At 54.7% G+C, this 19,455-nt stretch carries 17 protein-coding genes; 6 read left to right on the top strand and 11 right to left on the bottom strand.

The genetic code is table 11. The features are described from left to right. Positions 1-441 (top strand): polysaccharide deacetylase family protein (locus tag AC4FIC_RS12810; protein ID WP_476194765.1); only part of this gene is annotated, 441 nt, incomplete at its 5' end. A gap of 47 nt (positions 442-488) precedes the next feature. On the opposite strand, the gene xrt is transcribed toward AC4FIC_RS12810, so the two are convergent. Next, entirely contained in the window at positions 489-1,997 is a 1,509-nt protein-coding gene (gene xrt, locus AC4FIC_RS12805; protein ID WP_476194764.1) for an exosortase, read from the bottom strand. Between the two features lie 152 nt (positions 1,998-2,149). Between xrt and AC4FIC_RS12800 the strand changes: the two genes are divergently transcribed. Both AC4FIC_RS12800 and AC4FIC_RS12795 read left to right on the top strand, forming a co-directional pair. Beyond that, positions 2,150-3,550 (top strand): FemAB family XrtA/PEP-CTERM system-associated protein, encoded by a 1,401-nt coding sequence (locus AC4FIC_RS12800; protein ID WP_476194175.1) that lies wholly within the window; start codon positions 2,150-2,152, stop codon positions 3,548-3,550. A gap of 87 nt (positions 3,551-3,637) precedes the next feature. After that, positions 3,638-4,690: a polysaccharide deacetylase family protein gene (locus AC4FIC_RS12795; protein WP_476451477.1), complete on the top strand. Its 1,053-nt coding sequence runs from the start codon at positions 3,638-3,640 to the stop codon at positions 4,688-4,690. Positions 4,691-4,764: 74 nt separating this feature from the next. On the opposite strand, the gene AC4FIC_RS12790 is transcribed toward AC4FIC_RS12795, so the two are convergent. From AC4FIC_RS12790 to AC4FIC_RS12765, 6 genes are all read right to left on the bottom strand, one after another. After that, positions 4,765-5,793: a GNAT family N-acetyltransferase gene (locus AC4FIC_RS12790; protein ID WP_476194762.1), complete on the bottom strand. Its 1,029-nt coding sequence runs from the start codon at positions 5,791-5,793 to the stop codon at positions 4,765-4,767. 118 nt (positions 5,794-5,911) lie between these two features. Beyond that, positions 5,912-7,051 carry a hypothetical protein gene (locus AC4FIC_RS12785; RefSeq protein WP_476196065.1) on the bottom strand — a complete coding sequence of 380 codons (1,140 nt, stop codon included), beginning with the start codon at positions 7,049-7,051 and terminating at the stop codon, positions 5,912-5,914. 56 nt (positions 7,052-7,107) lie between these two features. Beyond that, the gene (locus AC4FIC_RS12780) at positions 7,108-7,932 is read right to left on the bottom strand and encodes a CpsD/CapB family tyrosine-protein kinase (protein WP_476194760.1); all 825 of its coding nucleotides are present in this window, start codon (positions 7,930-7,932) and stop codon (positions 7,108-7,110) included. A 30-nt stretch (positions 7,933-7,962) separates the two neighbouring features. Continuing rightward, positions 7,963-9,471, bottom strand: coding sequence for a hypothetical protein (locus tag AC4FIC_RS12775; RefSeq protein WP_273285400.1), 1,509 nt, complete (start codon positions 9,469-9,471; stop codon positions 7,963-7,965). Continuing rightward, positions 9,471-10,112 carry a polysaccharide biosynthesis/export family protein gene (locus AC4FIC_RS12770; protein WP_287418419.1) on the bottom strand — a complete coding sequence of 214 codons (642 nt, stop codon included), beginning with the start codon at positions 10,110-10,112 and terminating at the stop codon, positions 9,471-9,473. Before AC4FIC_RS12770 ends, AC4FIC_RS12775 begins: the two co-directional genes overlap by 1 nt. Positions 10,113-10,114: 2 nt before the next feature. After that, positions 10,115-11,521 carry a TIGR03013 family XrtA/PEP-CTERM system glycosyltransferase gene (locus AC4FIC_RS12765; RefSeq protein ID WP_273285396.1) on the bottom strand — a complete coding sequence of 469 codons (1,407 nt, stop codon included), beginning with the start codon at positions 11,519-11,521 and terminating at the stop codon, positions 10,115-10,117. Between the two features lie 223 nt (positions 11,522-11,744). On the opposite strand from AC4FIC_RS12765, the gene AC4FIC_RS12760 reads away from it, so the two are divergent. From AC4FIC_RS12760 to AC4FIC_RS12750, 3 genes are read left to right on the top strand one after another with little or no spacing between them, the layout of a single operon-like run. Then, entirely contained in the window at positions 11,745-12,695 is a 951-nt protein-coding gene (locus tag AC4FIC_RS12760; RefSeq protein WP_273285394.1) for an XrtA system polysaccharide deacetylase, read from the top strand. Then, positions 12,692-13,984 carry a nucleotide sugar dehydrogenase gene (locus AC4FIC_RS12755; RefSeq protein ID WP_476194759.1) on the top strand — a complete coding sequence of 431 codons (1,293 nt, stop codon included), beginning with the start codon at positions 12,692-12,694 and terminating at the stop codon, positions 13,982-13,984. The genes AC4FIC_RS12760 and AC4FIC_RS12755 overlap by 4 nt, the downstream gene beginning before the upstream one ends. Before the next feature lie 32 nt (positions 13,985-14,016). Next, positions 14,017-15,036: an ExeA family protein gene (locus AC4FIC_RS12750; protein WP_287438303.1), complete on the top strand. Its 1,020-nt coding sequence runs from the start codon at positions 14,017-14,019 to the stop codon at positions 15,034-15,036. On the opposite strand, the gene AC4FIC_RS12745 is transcribed toward AC4FIC_RS12750, so the two are convergent. From AC4FIC_RS12745 to uvrD, 4 genes are all read right to left on the bottom strand, one after another. Beyond that, positions 15,033-15,983 carry an AEC family transporter gene (locus tag AC4FIC_RS12745; RefSeq protein ID WP_273285388.1) on the bottom strand — a complete coding sequence of 317 codons (951 nt, stop codon included), beginning with the start codon at positions 15,981-15,983 and terminating at the stop codon, positions 15,033-15,035. The genes AC4FIC_RS12750 and AC4FIC_RS12745 overlap by 4 nt on opposite strands. Positions 15,984-16,093: 110 nt before the next feature. Continuing rightward, positions 16,094-16,474, bottom strand: a complete 381-nt coding sequence (locus AC4FIC_RS12740; RefSeq protein WP_273285387.1) for a DUF3461 family protein — start codon at positions 16,472-16,474, stop codon at positions 16,094-16,096. A gap of 170 nt (positions 16,475-16,644) precedes the next feature. After that, complete coding sequence (locus AC4FIC_RS12735) at positions 16,645-17,154, bottom strand: DNA-deoxyinosine glycosylase (RefSeq protein ID WP_273285385.1); 510 nt, start codon at positions 17,152-17,154, stop codon at positions 16,645-16,647. A gap of 20 nt (positions 17,155-17,174) precedes the next feature. Further along, complete coding sequence (gene uvrD / locus AC4FIC_RS12730; RefSeq protein WP_100258654.1) at positions 17,175-19,337, bottom strand: DNA helicase II; 2,163 nt, start codon at positions 19,335-19,337, stop codon at positions 17,175-17,177. Between the last annotated feature and the right edge of the window lie 118 nt (positions 19,338-19,455).

Here is a 19,455-nt window from a genome sequence, read left to right as displayed (position 1 = left end):
GAAGATGCGCTATTTAGCGCCTTGGAGGCCATCGGCTGGTCGCGTGCGTTGGCTTCCAACGGCCCGGCGCTGATGGACTGGACTCAACTGGCCGCCCTAACGGCCAGTGGCCTGGTTGAGATCGGTTGCCACACCGGCAGCCACCGGCGTCTCAACAAGGGCCTGGCGGCGACGGTCTTGGACCAGGAAATCGCCACCAGCAAGGACCGCTTGGCGCGCCGGCTGGGCCAGCCGATTAAGTTGTTTTGTTATCCCAATGGGGACTTTGACACCGCCGTGTTAGAGCGCGTTAAAGAGCACTACCAGGCGGCTGTAACAACCGAGAACGGCATCAACCGGCTCGGCAGTCTACAACCGCACCAGTTGTTGCGTATTGCCCTGCACAACGACGCCAGCGACAGCCCGAGAAAATTTCGCGCGCGCTTATCGGGCTGGCGTTAGGGTCCAGTCTGAGGTCCGTGCCGGCGGCTCGTTGCTCTGAAGCAAAATCAATAGAGCGCCGTTGCCGTCACCCAGCCCAGAACCGGCGCAGGCTGAGAATTGAGGGCGGCAAGTTCGGCTGAGCATTTCTGGTGGCGGCAGACGGTGGTGGCATACCAGAGCGCAACATTGGGCCGACCGGCCAGCACTTCACCAAACTGCGCCCATTTGCCAGCCCAGGGCTCGAGTGCAAGGCGTTTGCCGATCTGGTGGCCAAAGACCACTAGGCGATCTGTTTGGCCCGGTATTATCAGCACGCCCAATCCGCTCTGCTCCCCCTGGGGCAAGCGCAGTGCGGTGCGGTTCATGGCACCGGTATCGACCGGCACTATCCGGTTGCGCGCAGTGATCAGCTCCTTACCCTGATATTGCTGAAAGTAGACCAGCTGGCCAATCAACCAGGTTCGATCGGACCATTGGGTCTGCCAATAGTAAGGCTGATCGAACCCGGTGTATTCGGGCTGATACTGGTCATTGGCATGGGCTGCGGATACGGCCAACCAATCGGAGGGCAACTCTGTATTCGGCCGGGCATCGCTGCGTGGCTCGCTGTGCGCCAACAACCACAGGGGCAGCGCCAGAGCCAACGCGGCGGTGCTCAACAGAATAGGGCCGTCGCGCAGGGTTGCGCGCAATGAGGGCGAGACCGGCGTGAGAGCGACCTCTGCGGGATGCTCTGGCAAGTGCTGGATAAGCCATAAATAGAGCCAAAACACCGCCGCAAAAATCCACCAGCCGAAGCTACCGTGGTCATACACCAGCGGGTTTTTCATCTGGCTATAATAGGCAATTAGGATCAGGGCAAAGACGCGTAACCAATTACTAACCAGGGCTAATAGCGCCATCAGAGCAAGACTGATGATCCTATGTTTTAGGCTATGGCGCCGGTAGTAGCTGTTTAGGCTCGCCAGCACCAGACCCATCAGTAGATAACTGAGGCCGGCACAGCTCCCGGCAATCACCACCGTGCCGTAGGGCAGGCTGACGTTAAAGCCATCGATATAGGCCGGCACCTCGAGCACGCGCAGGCCGACAGTCGCCACCTCACGAGTGAGACTGCGCAATACCGGCAGGAGTAGCTCCCAGAGCGGGATGGCCAAGTATAGCAATGCAAAGGGCAATAGCAGGCTGGGAAGTCGCCGTAAGCCTATGACCGGCAAGACCAGGCAGACCAACAGGGCCGGCAAGGCGATCTGTTGCAGCACACCCAGTTGCGTGGCATACCCAACGCTCCACAGCCAGGAGGGCACTAGCACCAATGGCACATAGCGCCAATGGGCTGAGCTGGCATGCAGCTTGGGCAGCAGATCGCGCACAATCATCAGCGTGCACACTAACACCAACAGATAACCGTGGGAGTAGGCACCATCCCATGCCGTCCAACGTTGATGGAGTGGTATCAGGGTGTCTCTCAACAGCCACAGCAACAGCGCAGAGACCAGTAGCAACGGCAGCAATGGCAGCCAATGCCCGACCCGGACTGAGACCCCTGCTGGGGGGGCGAAACGAAACCGCATTATGGCACTCCTTTACCAATGGGGTTTGCCAATTGGCCGACCGTGGATACCCTTGTCGGCCTAAGTTCAGTAAACTCTGAGTTCGATTCTACCCGATTTTAATGCATCGGGCAGAGACTTAATTGGCTCATCATATTGCGGAGCAAGTCGACATGGATGTCAAAAAAATACTCAAGGATCCACAGGCCTATAACGCCAGTCTGGCCACGCCGTTGGCGGAGCAGGTCTATGGCGAGTTGAAAGCTTTACAGCAGCAGAGCCAAGCCTTAGCAAAAAAATTAAAAAAAATGCAGGCTGATAAGGGTCGCCTCGCAAGCTTATTTAAGGCTGCTAGCGCGAACGCGGTTCAACTTACTGCCCTCAAATTACAGATGCACAGCATCTCCTGCACGGTGCGTGACACCGAGCTGGCCATCGCGCAGATCCGGTTGGCAACCACCCGTCTATTACAAGAGTCGGCAGCCGCAACAAAAACGCAGTTGCCGAGTCGCTTTACCCGAACCTTGGCTCACTATGGTAAAAGCATTGCATGGCGTTGGCTAGACGATCCCCAAGATCCGCTCTGGCAGAATTTCGTGCAGCAGCAGGCCGACCTTGCCAGTGTCTATCATCTACCGGTCATTCACAACACCATCCAAACGGCCTTTGGCCATCGCTGCAAAATTTTGCTCGCGCTCGATTCGGGCACGGTCGTCGGCGGCCTCCCGGTCACTCTGTTTCGCAACCGACTCTTTGGCCGGCAGGCGGTATCGGTTGGCTTTTTTAATTATGGCGGGCCGCTCACGGCCTACCGCGATATAGCCGAGCAACTGATCGCGCAGTCGCGCAATCTGGTGACAACGGATGCACTGGACCAAATCGAAATTCGCACCACCCTGGCAGGCCTGCCATTCCCCTGCGTCGATGAAAAAGTCAGCATGATTCGGCGCCTGCCGGAGCGCGACGCCGAGCTCGAGACCGAATTGGGTGCAAAGGTCCGTGCGCAGGTCAATAAGGCCAGGGCACATAAACCAGCGGTGCGCTTCGGCGGCGCGGCATTGCTCGATGACTTCTATCGAGTGTTCGCCCACAACATGCGCGACCTGGGCACCCCAGTGTATAGCAGGGTCTGGTTTGCCCAACTGTTAGCCGCGCGAGAATTGAAGGCCAGCTTGGTGGTCTGTTACCTTGACGCCAAGCCGGTCTCAGTGGGATTTTTACTGGGCTATCAGGAGGTGCTCGAAATACCCTGGGCGTCCACGCTTAGGTCGGTCAATGGCTTGAATATGAACATGTGGATGTACCGACAAATCCTGGCTCACGCCATCGCCGAGGGTTATGGTTTTTTTGACTTTGGCCGCTCGACCCAAGACGCCAATACCTATAGATTTAAAAAACAATGGGGCGCCCTGCCGGTGGCGCACTATTGGTATTATCCCACGACAGTCGGGACAGCCTCGCGCAGCCATGACCCCGACAACCCCAAGTTACAATTGCTAATCAAGCTGTGGCAAAAATTGCCAGTCTGGCTAACAAAAATAATCGGCCCGCCCATTATAAAAAATATTCCATAGTGAAATTTGCAGAGTCGATCCCAAAACTACTCTATTGCTAGGCTCCATTTTGTGACAAAGTTAATGGTTATATTTGATGGAATAAATATGAGCATGTTAAGGAAAGCACTCTCCGAATTAACCGTACGCGCTCTGGCCGCCCACCCTATCGGCACGCTAATGCAACCGGTGCGCAGCCGATGCGTTCCGGTCTTTATGCTGCATCGCATTGCCGACCCAAGACACGGCGTCCGCGGCCATCCGTTAGCCCTCATTGAACGGGCGCTAAGCTATTTAACCCACCACGGCTACACCGGCATCCCGATCCACGAGCTGGCCCAGGCCCTGATCGATAAACGACCCTTACCGCCGCGTGCGGTGGCCTTTACCCTGGACGATGGCTTTCAGGAACAGGCCGAATTGGCCTTGCCCCTGTTTGAACGCTATCGTATTCCGGTGACCCTCTTTATGGCGACCGATATGCTCGACAAGCAGAGCTGGTCTTGGGACTATCAACTGGAATTTATCGTTACCCGCACCCTGCTAAGCCACGTCAATATTCGCCTTGCAGCACGGTCCTTTGCCGCAGCGTTAGACGATGAGGGCCATAAACGCCAATTCATCCGCACGCTTAGAAGCCACCTAAAGAGCCAACCGATAGAATCGACCCAGCAGGCCCTCGACCAACTGGCGTTCACCTTGGGGGTGAGGGTGCCCGCGAGCGCGCCGATCGGCTATCAACCCATGACCTGGGCCCAGGCGCGCGCACTCGAATCGGACTGTATCCAGTTCGGGCCCCATACCCGCCGGCATCTGATCTTGACTCAGATGGGAGAGGCCGACGCGCGCCGTGAAATCAGTCAAAGCTGGCAGCGACTGCAGGACGAACTGCGCCATCCAGTGCCCATTTTTTGTTACCCCACCGGCCGGCCGGATCTGGACTTTGGCGCGCGCGAAAAACAAATGGTGCACGAGGCGGGGATGATCGCCGCGCTCTCGTCCGAACCCGGCTATATCGATATAGGCCGACATTGGCGTAACGATATTTTTGCCCTAAGACGCTTCAGTTTTACCGACAATATCGGCCATTTCATTCAATATTGCAGTTGGATTGAACGCGCCAAGGAACTCACTTTTCAGCGGGTAAAACCGAGGCTCTAACGCAGGATCTTATGGTCGGTAATAAACGTTTAACTCTGGCACAAATGAATTATTTTCGAAAGCGCGCTGAGCTACTAATCTAACAAGCGATTTTTTCGTGCGTTCAAACGATAACAGGCGGCCAACCAGCGACTCTTGACCAGAGCCAAATCGACCAACTGGGTCTTCAAGGTGGCAAGCTTTTCCTTGTAGTTAGTATTTTTACCATCTCCGGCCATAAAGTCATAGGCCAGTACATCAGGGTCCAAAAAAGCCTTTTCGATTTGGTAACCAAAATGTAGGGTGCCTAAGGAGATACCGTTGAAACGAGACTCCAAGAATCCCCCTTGCAGATTATAGGTCCGCTTATTGACGGTTAGATCGAGTAGCACCGAGACCACCTGCTCATCCACGATTAGCGTTGACAGATCCACTCGATGTCCGTCAGCCACTAACTGAGTCAAGAGTTGTTCGATAAAGATTCGATTTGGCGGCGTGAAACAGGGCCGGCCCCAACGAGACTGATGAAAGCCATTAATCTGCTCGATAAAGCCGGTGATATCTGGCCAGCGGTTCACGACCCGGACACGCCCTACTTGTGCCAAGCGCTTTCGGCGGTTAAAGAGTTTTAAGCGGCTACTAGATCCGAGCTGCGCGAGATAGGTGGTAAAGGACTGGGTCTGGCAGTCAACGGCATAGGCGAACGACTCGTTGCGCTCTAATAGGGTCAGTTTATGGGCCGCAGCAAAGCGACGAATCGCCTCGTGGCTGGCGCTGTTAAACTGCACATCGGGCAACAACAGCTGGTGCTTAACAAAGGGCAAGGCACGTTGCAGCCAGCCCTCAATACTCGGCGGCCGGCTGTCGATGGCCGCTACTTGATGCCAGTATTCGCTGCGCATCGAACCCAACCGGGGGCCCTGGCAGCCGAACGGCACTAAGCTGCAAACCGGTATAATCCCCTTAAGGGACGCCCATGTCTGATAGGCGCCGGCGACTGAAATCGCGTTAAGCTGGGGGTCCTGTTCCAGAATGGGTCGCCAACTGTGGTGCCAAGCCTGGTGCCAGGCGGGGCTCTGAAACAGGGTCGTGTGCGCCTGTTCGGGGTAAAAAAAAGTGGTCATCTTGCCGCCAACTCCGTTCTAGTGGTTATCATTTTTTCGCCTTGTTGAGCAGACTGATTCCAGCGAGCACCCCTGTCGCACGGTGACCACAAACCCGCGGTCTGTAACGACCCGGCGCTTAAAATTGGTACTTGATGGCCACCGACCAATCGAGTGGTTTCTCCCGGCCCGACACATTCTGGGCCAAACGGCCGTCCAGTGACCAGCGCCGGTTCAGGGTCCGGTTGAGCTCCGCTGTGACCTGGGTGCGGCTAACCTCCTGTTGCAAGCGTCGCTGCCAACCGAGCTGCACTCGGGTAGCGCTGGACGACTGCCAAGTCAGGTCAGTCCTAAACTGTTGAAAGTGCTGGCGCGCTTGATCATCCAGATCGAGCAGATCCAGGTTAAAGAGCGCGCGGCTGCGGCCCACGCTAAAGTCAGCCTTTAGGCTCACCGAGTCGACCGGTTGCACGCCAAACACGCTCACGGTCAGTTGGTCGACTAACAGCTGCCTCTGTTGGGTAACGGGCGCATCGAGCCCGGCCGCTTGAAAGAAACTGATGGCATCGGTCTGGCTGTGCTCGCCGCGCAGGCGCCATCCCAAATTGCCCCGCCGATAACTGAACACGCCGTTCCAACCCAAGCTATCGACCGCTTGGCCATCCTGTTCGCTGCGCCCGCCGATCAGGCTGGCCGCATGACTAAAGCGCGTTGCCTGCCATTGCCAGCCCAGACTGCCCTGCACTGATCGCGTGCCGCGATCGCTGAGCAGCAGAGTCAAGCCGGTGCGCCATTGGGTTCGAGCGTCGTGTTGCCAGTTCAGCCGGTAATCACCGCTTGCGCTCCATTCATCGAGTTGGTTGTGCAAGGTGTTACCGGAGCGTCGGTTACGATAGCGGCCGGTTAGCTCCAACTGATGGGCCAGGCTCATGGTTTGAGGCACCATGAGCCGCAATGTGCCGCTTAGATCATCATTTGCTCGGCGCTCAGCTGGACGTTGCGGCGGATCGAGCTGCTGATGATCGAAGACGAGCCGACCGGAGAGAGGACTGCCGTCAGGTCGCCAGTTGAGACTGTTTTGGCTTTGCCAGCTAACAACGAGTTGCTCAGTCTGTTGGCCGTCAAGCTGGCTGGTCGCCGCGCACGACAGGTCCACGTGGCGACCCTGATAAGCCAGTGCAAGCGTGGGCACTAGATAGGCGCCGGCTTGCCGATCGGTGCCCATCACTTCACCGCTGAGCGCAGCAGACCAGTCGACCTGAGCAGAACTCTGCGTCATGGCTAGGCACCCGAGCATCAATAGGACCGTGGCAGGCAATGGCATCATCCCGGCCACTATTGCCGATAAACCAGGCCGGACAGATTGGTCGAACCCAGTGCTGTAATGGCGTCTTCAATAGTGGCCATATCTGACTGGCCATAGGGCACCGTTAGCAGGCACTGGTCGCAATAGCGTGCCAGCACCCGCGCTTCGCTGCTGGCCAACACCGGAGGTGCATTAATCACAATAACCCGGTCGCGGTAACGATTCTTCAGTTCATATATCAGATCCTGCATCGCATGCGAAGAAAACAGTTCCACTGCTGCAGACGGGCTGTTGCCCGCGGGAATCACATTCACCCGCTCGATGCCGCTCGGATAGATAATCTCGTCCAAGCCCACGCCTGCGGTCATGAGAAAGTCGGTGATGCCAAGCGTGAGTGGCGCGGTGACCAATTGCGGCAAGTTGCTCCTATAGGGATTGCAGTCGATCAAGAGTGCAGAGGAATGCACCTCGAGTGAAAAGCAGATCGCCAGATTTAGTGCGGTGGTAATACCATTGTCGGCCGTGTCGGCCGAACTGATCATTACGCTGAGATTCTGCGTCTCACTTTGATCGAGCAATTTAATGCGCAGCTCGCGATAGGCATTCAGTACTGCGCGATGCTTCATACCGGCATAGACTAGGCCCTTTGCTTTCATGTCATGGCTTGTCATCGGCCGCGGATTGCGCATGTCCGATAGCAAAGTGCCTGGCGTAACTTGCAGCACCTTGCCAACGCCGTGGCGCGGCCCAACATCGGATAGGGTCCGCAGCCTGATATCCTGGGTGCCCTGGTGCTTGGGGATCCGTTCAGCGCGATTTTTTTCAAAGGCTCGCACAAGCTTATTTTGATCCATATCGACGCTCCAAAAACCGTTGGCTCACTATTAAAAAAGGCCTAATGCGGACAGCTCAAAGGACCCACTACTCAACAGTGCGTAGAGCAGCAGATAGGCCAAGCAGAGACTGCCCAGTAAAACCAAGGCGCGTTGGCTGGTAAATTTCGCTAGAGCACCGTTATAGATGGGTATCGAGGTCATTAGGGGCAACTGGGCTGGCAGCTGCTCGCTGAGCAAGGACGCCGAACGGACGCGCGGATCGATGAGCAACCACGCAAGAACAAAACCCAGCGGCACTACCAGCCCTAATAATGGCCCGAGCAGGGCGAAGTGTACCAACTGCAGACCATCGGAGCGCACCGGGTAGGAGGCCGGCTCATGGATTTTGTAGGACACCCCCTGGCCTTCGATATCAAGCGTCATCGACAGGCGAGCACTCTCACGGCGTTTCAGCATATCTTCGTAGACATCCTTGGTAACCGCATAGTCTCGGTTCAGTTCCTGCCGCGTCGCCTGTTTTTCCGCAACCGTCTCGGCATTCGACAGTTCACCGTGCAACAAACGTTCGGTACTGGACAAGCGATTTCGATTCGCCGTCAGATCCGCTCGCTCTTTATTGATGACATCCTTTAGGCTGGTATAGGATGGGTTTTCAATCTGCGAGAAACTTTTATTGTCGGCCGCCTCGGTCACAATGATCGCCACCCGACCGCGCAAGGCGTCAACCTGGTCCTTTAGGCTGATAATATCCGGATGGCTGTCGAGGTAGGTCAAACGTAGATCCGCCAACTGCTGCTCGAAGGCTTCGAGTTGACGCTCCTCGAACGATTGGTTGCGATCGATTTCAATCCGCAAAAATTCCGCTTCGTTTTGCAGTTCAGTTTCAAAACTGGCCAGACGGGAGACGCTGTCCTCTATGCTCAGTTTGAGAACCTGAATGTCATTTTTAAATTGGGTCACCCGATTCGACACACTTTGTTCGGTGATGTCGATATTCAATGCCGAGAAATCTTTTAAGCGGTCTTCGGCCTGCTCCAATTGCCGTTTATAACTGTTTACCTGGGCGTCGATAAATTCGAATGCACTCTGTGACTCTTCACGTTTTTTGCGCGCCGCTTCGGCGAGAAAGGTTTGCGTCGTTGCATCGATCACGTTAAAGGATTCGTCGCGCGACGACGAGCCATATTGGATCATGACATAGTCACCGCTGGCGCTAATATCCATCCGTGCACGTAATTGCGCAATAGCCGCATCGGGTGAATCGAATCCGGCCTTGCGCGCCACTGAGCGTAAAATACGATCGGTAAAGATGGTCTCACGGGCTTCCTTAGCCCGGTCTATCTTGGTAATTTCGGCCTTGCCTTGCAGCAAGGAGCCGATAATATTGGTCACATCGGCGTATAGGGTTACCCTGGAGCTATAGGTCTTGGGTAACAGATGGCCGGCCACTAGGACGGCAGCAGAGAGCAGCATAAAAACCCCGACCAACGCATAGCGGTAACGCAGCAGCTCCATTTTCAGGGCGTGCAACAGTTCACTTAGGTGACTTGGATCCATTAGAACTCTCCCTTCCAAACACTCTTTTCCGGAATAATTAAAATATCGGCCGGCTGTAATAGGTAGTTGGTCGCGATCTCACCCCGGAGCAAAATGGCCTTGAGGTGCACCGGATGCTCGACATAGCCCGCGCGCGTGAGGCGATACAAAATGGTTCGCTGCGCTGCGCCAAAGGGGCTGACACCACCGGCGGCCAAGACTAGGTCAACAACGGTCATACCTGCGGTAAAGGCAATCGATATGGGTTGGTTGACCTGACCGAGGGCGCGCACCCGAAACTGGTAGGTGACACTGACCGGGTTGGATACAGTCACGGCCACTTCCGGATTTTTAATGACCGCCTTCAGTTCTTGGCTGATGATCGCGGCCAAGGCCTCTGGTGTTTGGCCCTGAGCCTGAACATCGCCCATCAACGGCATGGTAATAAAACCATCTGGGCGCACCCTAACGTCACGAGTCAGGTCGGCATTGCGCCAGACATCTATGCGCAACTGATCGGCAATACCGATCACATAGGCTTGTTGGCTATAGGTCAGCTCTGGCACTGAACTGATGGCCGGGGCCGTGGCGCAGCCGATCAGCCAAAGCATTGCGAACGGAGCGCAGAACCTCAACACAAACCCTTTGATAACTGACTTCACGGTCAACGCACTCCTTTGCCGAGCAATATGACCTCGACCGTCTGAATAACGATCAATAGATCCATAAGCAGGCTGTGATTCTTGGTGTAATAGAGATCGTATTCGAGCTTACCCTTGGCATCGGCCACCGATGCACCATAGGGGTAGTTCAGTTGCGCCCAGCCCATAAGACCCGGTTTGACGGTATGCCGATGTGCATAGAATGGAATTTTTTCATTTAGCTGAGCAACGAACTCTGGCCGCTCTGGGCGTGGACCCACAAAACTCATCTCGCCTCTTAGCACATTCCACAGCTGAGGGATCTCATCGAGCCGAGTATTGCGCAGGAACGCGCCAACCTTGGTTACCCGGTCATCATTGGCCGTGGCCCAGACCGCATTACCGCCCTGCTCTGCGTCCTGGCGCATTGAACGTAATTTATAGATTTTAAAACGGCGTGCGTCCTTGCCTACTCGAACTTGGGAATAGAGAATCGGCCGGCCAGTCTCGACGAACACCGACAGTGCCGCGATAGCCATGAAAGGGACCAGCACTAGGGCCAAAACCAAACAGATACTCAAATCGAAGAGTCTCTTGGTAAGGTCGCGCAGGCGCGATACTGGAAAACCATTGGCAAAAATAATCCACGAAGGCTCAAGAATATCCAGTTTAATGCGATGCAATTCTCGTTCATAAAAAGACAGCGCATGGGTCACCGCAATGCCGTGCAACTTGCAACGAATCAGTTCATTCATCAGACCATTGCTGTCATCGCTCCCACGTCGTTCCTGTTGCGCCACGATGATTTCCACAATGCGCTGGTCGATGCAATAACGTAATAGGTCTTCTGGCAATGCGACACACTGACTCGGTGCAATGGCTGCCTGCGCAGACCCTAGATAAGCGACCACACGAATATTCAAACTGCGCCGGTGTTGTTCGCAATCGATCTGCAACTGGCGCGCGGACGCACCGGTGCCCAACACCAGCACTCGCAATGACAGTCGATCGGAGGCGACTAAGCGATTAAAAATCCGACGCGCAATGAGGGTTAAGCCGGTTGAGACCATAACAACCCAAAATAAATTACTACCGGTCAGATTAAAGAATGGCCAGATAGAGGACAACAGCGACAGTGGCAATACGCCTAAGAAACAATAGGCCACTAGGGTGCGAAAAAACATCGCCTTAAAGCTGTCGCGCATCATCGCCAAATAGACCCCCATAGCGAGTGAGCCGCAACTCAAGAAAGCAGCATAAATCAGCGCGACGACGGGGTCCGATGAAAGGGTAGACTCAGGCAGAACATTCAATAATATTTGTATGGCTTTGACAATATAAAGACTAAGAAACAGCAGAAGAAACTCTAGCGCAGCCAGGACCAGATAGGGTAGGTGTCGATGATTTTTAGCAAAATTAATATAAGACACACATGCTTCCTTGCAGTTCAAAAAGGTAACGGCGTCCAGCCAACCGGGTCGTATATAAAAATAGATACTGCACTGAAATAATTCAAACTACAAGTCATAACAAGAAGACAATACACTGTATACGAAGCGTAAAACCCAGGAATTAAAAATTATCGAACTACAATAAATTTATAACTTTGCTATAAATTTTAGCTAACAACAAAAATTATTACAGGATGTAATTATGCTTTATGCCAAGGATTCGGCGATAGCGCCGCGCACCCTGCACGCCATGACGATCGACGTCGAAGACTATTTTCATGTCGCCGCGCTCAGCAAGGTAGTGAGCCCAGCGCAGTGGCCACAGCAACCGTCTCGTGTCGTTCACAATACTCATAAAATCCTCCAACTCTTTGCTGACAAAAAAATTAACGGAACTTTTTTCATCCTCGGCTGGGTCGCCGAACGCTATCCGCACTTGGTCAAAGAGATAGCCGACCTCGGTCATGAAATTGCATCCCATGGTTACAGCCATCAACTGATCTACGGCCAAACGCCGGCCCTGTTTCGCGCCGAAACTGAACGCGCCAAGAGCATACTGGAAAACCTGAGCCAAGCGCCGATCGAGGGTTACCGGGCGGCCAGCTATTCGATCACCGATAAATCCCTATGGGCCCTCGATATACTCGCCGAATTGGGCTTTACCTGGGACTCCAGCATCTTTCCGATCTACCACGATAACTACGGCATGCCCAATACACCCAATCAGCCCTACCGCATTCAAACCCGCACTGGCCTGGCATTAACCGAATTCCCGCTCACCGCGGCCAGGTTTTCCGGCCTGAATATTCCGGTCGCTGGGGGCGGCTATTTTCGTCAGTTTCCCTATGCACTGTTCAAATTTCTGTTTAATCGAGCCAGTCAGGGCAATCGGGTGCCGAAAGTTTTCTACCTACACCCCTGGGAAGTCGATCCCGATCAGCCACGCTTTCACACGGCCAGTTGGTTCGCCCGCTTCCGTCATTACACCAACTTGGAACGATGCGAAGGCCGCCTGAACCGGCTCATTGATGACTTCGATTTTGGCACCCTGTCCGACAGCTTAGCGTTCTTTAATCCAATCGAGACTTACAGTCCCACGGCAGGCGTCCTGATCAAGCAGGCTCAACCGCTTAATTATAAGGAACAGTTATGACCCGCATGCACAGTCGCACCATCTCCGTTATCGGCTTGGGTTATGTTGGCTTGCCGGTGGCGGTGGCCTTTGGTAAGCAACGCCAGAGCATTGGCTTTGATATCAATAGTCGGCGCATCGCCGAGTTGCAAAGGGGTCTGGATCGTAGCTTGGAGGTAACCGGCGCAGAGTTGGCCGCGAGCGATATCTTTTATACCAGTGATCCTGCGGATTTGGCGAGGGCCGACTTTCATATAGTTGGCGTCCCCACGCCGATCAATGATTCCAAGCAACCGGATCTGACCCCATTGATCCGCGCGTCGGAAACCCTTGGGCCGCATCTAAAGCCGGGCGACATAGTGGTTTACGAATCGACCGTCTACCCGGGCACCACCGAAGAGGACTGCGTGCCGATCCTAGAGCGGACGTCTGGCCTGGTCTGTGGCCGCGACTTCTTCGTCGGCTATTCGCCCGAACGAATTAACCCGGGTGATCAGGAACGCACCTTCACCAATATTCTCAAGATCGTATCGGGCCAAACGCCGGAAGTACTCGAGATTATCGCGGCGGTCTATGAATCGGTGGTCAAACCCGGTGTCCATCGCGCCGCCAGCATTAAGGTCGCCGAGGCGGCCAAGGTTATTGAGAACACCCAACGCGACCTAAATATCGCATTGATGAATGAACTGGCGATTATCTTCAATCATATGCATATCGACACCTTTGAAGTATTGGAAGCGGCCGGCACCAAGTGGAATTTCTTACCCTTCCGGCCCGGCCTGGTCGGCGGTCACTGTATTGGTGTCGACCCCTATTATCTAACCCATAAGGCTGAGAAGCTCGGCTATCATCCCGATGTCATTCTGGCCGGCCGGCGTATCAATGACGGCATGGGTGGTTATTTGGCGGGCGAGCTGGTCAAGAAGCTCATCACCAATAACCAGCCGGTCAAGGGTGCCCGAGTCGGGGTTTTGGGCATCACCTTTAAAGAGAACTGCCCAGACATTCGCAACTCCAAGGTTATCGATGTAATCCGGGGCCTGCAGAGTTGGGGGGTCGAGCCGCTGGTACAGGATGGCCATGCCGATCCAGCCACGACGCGCCAGGAGTATGGCATTGAATTATGCGAGTTATCCGAGCTAACCGATCTGGCGGCGATAATCATCTGTGTCGCGCACACCCAATACAAGGCCCTGACCGCACGCGATTTCGCCGCCATGTTGAGGCCTGGTGCTGGCGTATATGATGTAAAGTCGATTATGGATCGTGTCTCGTTCGCTGCGGCTAACGTGCCGCTTTGGCGCCTGTAAGGCGAGCCCTCAACCCAAGGAGAGCCGTTGCTATGTATCTGAAGCACTTTGGTTTCGAGCGCCATCCCTTTCGCATGGCGCCAGAAGAGGATTTTCTCTACATGTCCCGGCAACATTCCCGGGCTTTTGTGTTTATGGATTCGGCCATCTGGAGCCCGGAAGGCTTTGTAGTGATCAGCGGGGAGATTGGCTCGGGCAAGACCACCCTATTGAAAAAAATGATCGCCGATGTAAAAGCAGAGGTGCAACTCTTCCAAATTGCCTATACCAACTTGCAGGGCAATGATCTGTTTCAAACGCTTTTGCATCAGGCTGGCATCAGCTTGGCTGACGCGACCAAGGTTAATATCGTCTTTGCCCTTAATGATCACTTGCGGCAATTGGCCGATAAGGGCATCCCCATTTTACTGGCGATCGATGAGGCGCAAAATCTCAGTTATGAAAACCTCGAAGACATTCGTATGCTGGCTGGTATGGAGAGCTCACAGGGGCCGATTTTGCGAGTGATCTTACTCGGCCAACCGGAATTGTCTGACCATATTGCCGCCATTCCACAACTCAGTCAGCGGGTAAAACTGTTCTTTCACCTGCAGGGTCTGTCGCTCGACGATACCGAGCGCTATATTCAGCATCGCCTGCGCATTGCCGGCATGGACCGGGTCGAGTTGTTTCCGCACAACATTATCGAGCGGGTGCACCAATATTCCGCGGGCATCCCCCGCCTGATCAACAAAATCAGCGATGGCCTATTGCTGTGTGCCTTTGCCGAAGAGCGAACGCACCTGATAGGGGCTGACCTCGACGCCATCAAAAATGAGCTAGGGGTGTCGAGCGTCGCCACGGCGCAGCCCCAGGTCGCGCTACCGAAGCCGGCCGACTCGATCGGTCAAACGTCTAGGTCGGCCTTGGAACGGATCGCCGCCGCGTTGGAGTCTATCGACAAACAGCTGGCGGCCTTAAGCGGCGATGAGGCCAACTTGGATTCAGTAAGACCTGAGATCACTCTTTTGAAACCTACCCGCGTGCGCGGTGACGCCAAGAGCGACCGCTAGATCCATTGCAGCGCCTTCATCGCCACTAGGCCAAAGCTGGTCGTAAAAAGGCTGGCGACGGTGGTCATGGCAATAATGCTCGCGGCCAGACTGGCGTTACCGCCCATGGCGCGAACCATCATATAGCTGGCCGCCGCCGTCGGGGTGGCCATCATCAGATACATCACGCCCAACTCCATGCCACGAAAACCTAAGAGGTGAGCCAAGCAGGCGGCCGAATAGGGGATCAGAATCAGCTTTAGCGCCGAGGCATAGGCCGTCACCTTGCCCCCCGTTAAAAAGCCCGACCAAGATAGGCTGGCGCCGATGCTCAGCAACGCCAACGGCAGGGTCATCTGGGCCAAATATTCGCCCGAAACAAGAATGAAATCGGGCACGCCAATACCCGATAGGCGCAACGCACTGGCTGCGAGTATGGCAATGATCAATGGATTTCTGGCCAAACTTTTGAGCGACGCAACCACCACATTGGCGTTGCCCGATTGCGGCGCCCAACGATTCAAGGTGATCACCGACAGGATGTTATAGACCAGCGATAACACCGCCAGATAAACCGACGCTAAGGTGGCGCCATCTGCACCGAAAGCACTCAAGCAAAAACCCAGGCCGACAATACCCATATTGCCGCGGAAGGCGCCCTGGACGAAGACTCCGCGTTCCTCTCGAATCCCGGTAACCCAATGGCTCAATAGTGACAGCACAAAAAAAGCGGCTAGGGTGAACGCCACGCCAAAGCCAATAATGGTCCAATCGATGGTTTTGCCCGACTCGGCTTTAAGAATATTGACAAATAACAGCGACGGTAGGGCAACATTAAACACCAGCTTCGAGGCCGACTGATTAAAGGGTTCGTCAATCCAACCGATGCGTTTAAAGAAAGTGCCTAATAAGACCAAGATCGCGATGGGCAGGGTAATTTGCAGCGAAAATAACAACAGTGACAGCACAGAGGGTTCCTGGGAAGAATACGCAAGAGGGTTTGGGCTAGGCGGATGACCGCCGGGCCGACGTTGCGACCCGAGGATATAACCTTAGCAGCTCACCCGATGTATCAGGGCTATAGGCGTTCTAGGTTTGCTTCAATTTCAGCAATTTTAGACTGCACAACCTTCTCCAAATGGCGCAAGTCTTGTAATATTTTCTTCTTCAGATCCAGCTCTGGGATCGATTCCTGTTTAGCAACCTGATCCAGCTCTTCGATCACATAGCGCAGCGTGGTGGAAATTTCGGTCGTATCGTTGTAAGCATTCGTCCCGCTGTCCACCTTAACGCGCTTGTGTTGCCGCGGGTATTTGAACTTCTCACTGCGCGCAAAGAGATCGCCTTTTTCACGCTTATAATAGACCTTGAGAACATCGAAATGGCCCTCGGAGCGGACGGTGTATTTTTCGACCGATTCCGGGGTGGTAATACCGATGGCAGTTAAATTTGGATACATGCAGCAAGTTCCCATTGAGAGCAGTTAAGGCCCTTAGAGTAGTCCAATACGACGGCCATTCCAACAGTCATTGAGGATAAGCGATAAAACAGCCCCGGCAGCAGTCAAATGTTAGGTTTGGCCGGGTTCGCTAGCAGATCCAGTACTGTGCGAACTTGTTGGCAATGGCTCTAGTCGTAGGATGGCCCAATGCACTGTTGCAAGCTCTGATGCCAGCGTTGCATTTTAGTGGCCAGCGGTAGGGCGGCATAGGCCGGGCTGGTCGAGGGCAGCGTCTCAATACTGAGACCCTTGGCCGCTAGGGTTGGATAGTAGCGCTGCAATAGCTGACCGGCCTTGGCGCCATTACAGAGCACCGCCACCAGGCTCGGGGTTTGCTGCAGCCAAAGGTCGATCCGATTGGCCACCATCGACTCGGCCTTGATCGCACCGTCGAGACTGCCAGCACGTTCACAGCGCTGCAAGACATCCCAGAGGGCAACACCCTGATCGGTTAGATAACGCAAACGGTCAGGATAGGATTGCTGGGCATCGAACTGAAAGTAACTGGCCATAATCGGCCAGAAGGCATTGCGCGCATGGGCATAGTAGGCCTGTTGCTGCAACGATGCGATGCCGGGCATCGAGCCAAGCACCAAGATCCTCGGCGCCACTCCCTGTATGACGCTAAACGATTCCACCAAGGCCACCTCAGCCTCGCTTAAACCGCTTGCAAGTTGGCATACTGGAGCATCAGCATGCGCTCCTTGCCATCGTCAAAGGCGACCAATACGCGGGTCTGGGCGCCACCGCCCTCGGCATTGACAATAATGCCCTCGCCAAACATCGGATGATTGACCCGTTGCCCGATCGACAGCCCGGCATCGCCGATCGCCATGTCCTGCTGCAGGCCAAAGTTGACCGGCCGCGACACGGTGGAGCGCAGGCGCACCTCGTGCAGCAACGTGTCGGGTATCTCCCGAACAAAACGCGACAAGGTATTGAAGGTTTCATTACCATAGAGACGCCGACTCTCGGCATAGGTCAGAGTGAGCAGGGTGCGTGCACGGGTGATACCGACATAGGCCAGGCGACGTTCCTCCTGAATGCCCCCGGCATCGGACAGCGACATCTTGTGCGGAAACAGGTTTTCTTCCAACCCGGCGAGGAACACATAGTCAAATTCCAAACCCTTGGCGCTGTGCAAGGTCATCAGATTCACGCTGTCCTCAAACTCATCGGCCTGGTTGTCGCCGGCATCGAGCGACGCTTCGCTGATAAACTGCGCCAGTCGTTCCGCCGGCGCTGAAAAATCGATTTCGGTAGTGTAACTCTGGGCGGCACTGATCAGTTCGTTGAGGTTCTCAACCCGGGTACGGCCTTTTTCACCCTTTTCTTTTTCATGGTATTCGATCATCCCGGAGGCATCATTGACCAGTTTGACCATCGCGCCCAGATCATCCTGTTCCAGCACGGTCTCGGTCAGGTCAACGATCAACTTAATAAAGTCGACCAGGGCATTGGCCGCTCGGGTCGCTAGGACCTTGTTGTCCAAGGCCATTTGCGCCGCCTGCCAGAGTGAACAGCCCTGCTCACGCGCCAAGATGCGCAGAGTTTCCAGCGTCTTATTGCCGATCCCGCGCGGCGGCACGTTCATAATCCGTTCCATCGAGGCATCGTCTTGCTGATTCAGAATCAGCCGCAAATAGGCGACCGAATTGCGGATTTCCAGCCGCTCATAGAAACGCACTCCGCCATAGATACGATAGGGCACTTGGAGGTGAATCAGGGCTTCTTCGAGCACCCGCGATTGGGCGTTAGAACGATACAGTAGGGCAATATCGGTTGGGTTGGTTCCCGCTTCAATCAACCGATTCATTTCATCGGCTATATAGCGCGCTTCGTCCTGCTCATTAAAGCCGGCATAGAGTCGGATCGGTTCACCCTTATCGCCATCGGTCCATAGATCCTTGCCCAGGCGCCCCTGGTTGTTGCCGATTACCGTGTTGGCGGCCTCGAGAATGGTCGCCGTCGAACGATAGTTCTGCTCTAGGCGGACGACTTCGGCGCCCTCAAAGTCGACATCGAAGGTCTGAATGTTTTCTACCTTGGCACCGCGCCAGCCGTAGATCGATTGGTCATCGTCACCGACAATGGTTAGGCTCAATCGATCGCCGGCCAAGACCCGCAACCAAGCGTATTGGATCTCGTTGATATCCTGAAACTCGTCGACCAGAATATGGCTGAAGCGAGTCTGGTAGTGCTCCAAGACCGAGGGCTGATTGAGCCATAACTCATGCGCACGCAGCAGCAACTCACCAAAATCGACCAAACCGCTGAGCTGGCAGATCGCCTCATAGCGGGTGTAAATTTCTTTTAGGGTGTCTTCATACCAGTCGCCGTGCGACATCACATAAGCGGCGCGGCGCCCCTCATCTTTTTGGCCATTGATAAACCACTGCACCTGCTTGGGCACAATCCGTTCATCACTGATGTTCAATTCGCTGATAATACGTTTGACCAGCCGCAGCTGATCGTCGCTGTCCATCACCTGAAAGTTTTGCGGCAACTTAGCCTGTTGCCAGTGCGCCTTTAACAGCCGATGCGCCAGGCCGTGAAAGGTGCCGACCCATAGGCTGTGGGCCGGAGTCTCTAAGAGGGCCTCGATCCGGCTCTTCATCTCTTTGGCGGCCTTATTGGTAAAGGTCACCGCCAGAACACTAAAGGGCGACGCCAGACCCGCCGCAACCAACCAACCGATACGGTGAGTCAATACCCGCGTTTTACCGGAACCCGCTCCGGCCAGCACCAATAGATGTTGGCTCTCGCTGGTCACGGCGGCGTGTTGTTGTGGGTTGAGCAAGTCGAGCTGCAAGGAGGTCATAATTGGGCTACTGTATATAAAAACAGGCGAAGTGTAGCAGATGGTCTGAACAATCTCATCTGCCTTAGGCATCCAGCGGCCGCGTTTTTCCACTCTTTTGGTAATCAATTAAGTCGAC

Source organism: Reinekea sp., assembly GCF_982785585.1.
Note: the sequence above shows the minus strand (reverse complement) of the source record. Positions and strands in the feature narration are given on the sequence as shown.

Excerpts from the sequence above, each read along its gene's own strand:
- AC4FIC_RS12790 (WP_476194762.1), bottom strand. The coding sequence starts at position 5,793 with ATGACCACTTTTTTTTACCCCGAACAGGCGCACACGACCCTGTTTCAG.
- AC4FIC_RS12800 (WP_476194175.1), top strand. The coding sequence starts at position 2,150 with ATGGATGTCAAAAAAATACTCAAGGATCCACAGGCCTATAACGCCAGT.
- xrt (WP_476194764.1), bottom strand. The coding sequence starts at position 1,997 with ATGCGGTTTCGTTTCGCCCCCCCAGCAGGGGTCTCAGTCCGGGTCGGG.
- AC4FIC_RS12740 (WP_273285387.1), bottom strand. The coding sequence starts at position 16,474 with ATGTATCCAAATTTAACTGCCATCGGTATTACCACCCCGGAATCGGTC.
- AC4FIC_RS12775 (WP_273285400.1), bottom strand. The coding sequence starts at position 9,471 with ATGGATCCAAGTCACCTAAGTGAACTGTTGCACGCCCTGAAAATGGAG.
- AC4FIC_RS12750 (WP_287438303.1), top strand. The coding sequence starts at position 14,017 with ATGTATCTGAAGCACTTTGGTTTCGAGCGCCATCCCTTTCGCATGGCG.
- uvrD (WP_100258654.1), bottom strand. The coding sequence starts at position 19,337 with ATGACCTCCTTGCAGCTCGACTTGCTCAACCCACAACAACACGCCGCC.
- AC4FIC_RS12755 (WP_476194759.1), top strand. The coding sequence starts at position 12,692 with ATGACCCGCATGCACAGTCGCACCATCTCCGTTATCGGCTTGGGTTAT.
- AC4FIC_RS12780 (WP_476194760.1), bottom strand. The coding sequence starts at position 7,932 with ATGGATCAAAATAAGCTTGTGCGAGCCTTTGAAAAAAATCGCGCTGAA.
- AC4FIC_RS12760 (WP_273285394.1), top strand. The coding sequence starts at position 11,745 with ATGCTTTATGCCAAGGATTCGGCGATAGCGCCGCGCACCCTGCACGCC.
- AC4FIC_RS12795 (WP_476451477.1), top strand. The coding sequence starts at position 3,638 with ATGAGCATGTTAAGGAAAGCACTCTCCGAATTAACCGTACGCGCTCTG.
- AC4FIC_RS12785 (WP_476196065.1), bottom strand. The coding sequence starts at position 7,051 with ATGACGCAGAGTTCTGCTCAGGTCGACTGGTCTGCTGCGCTCAGCGGT.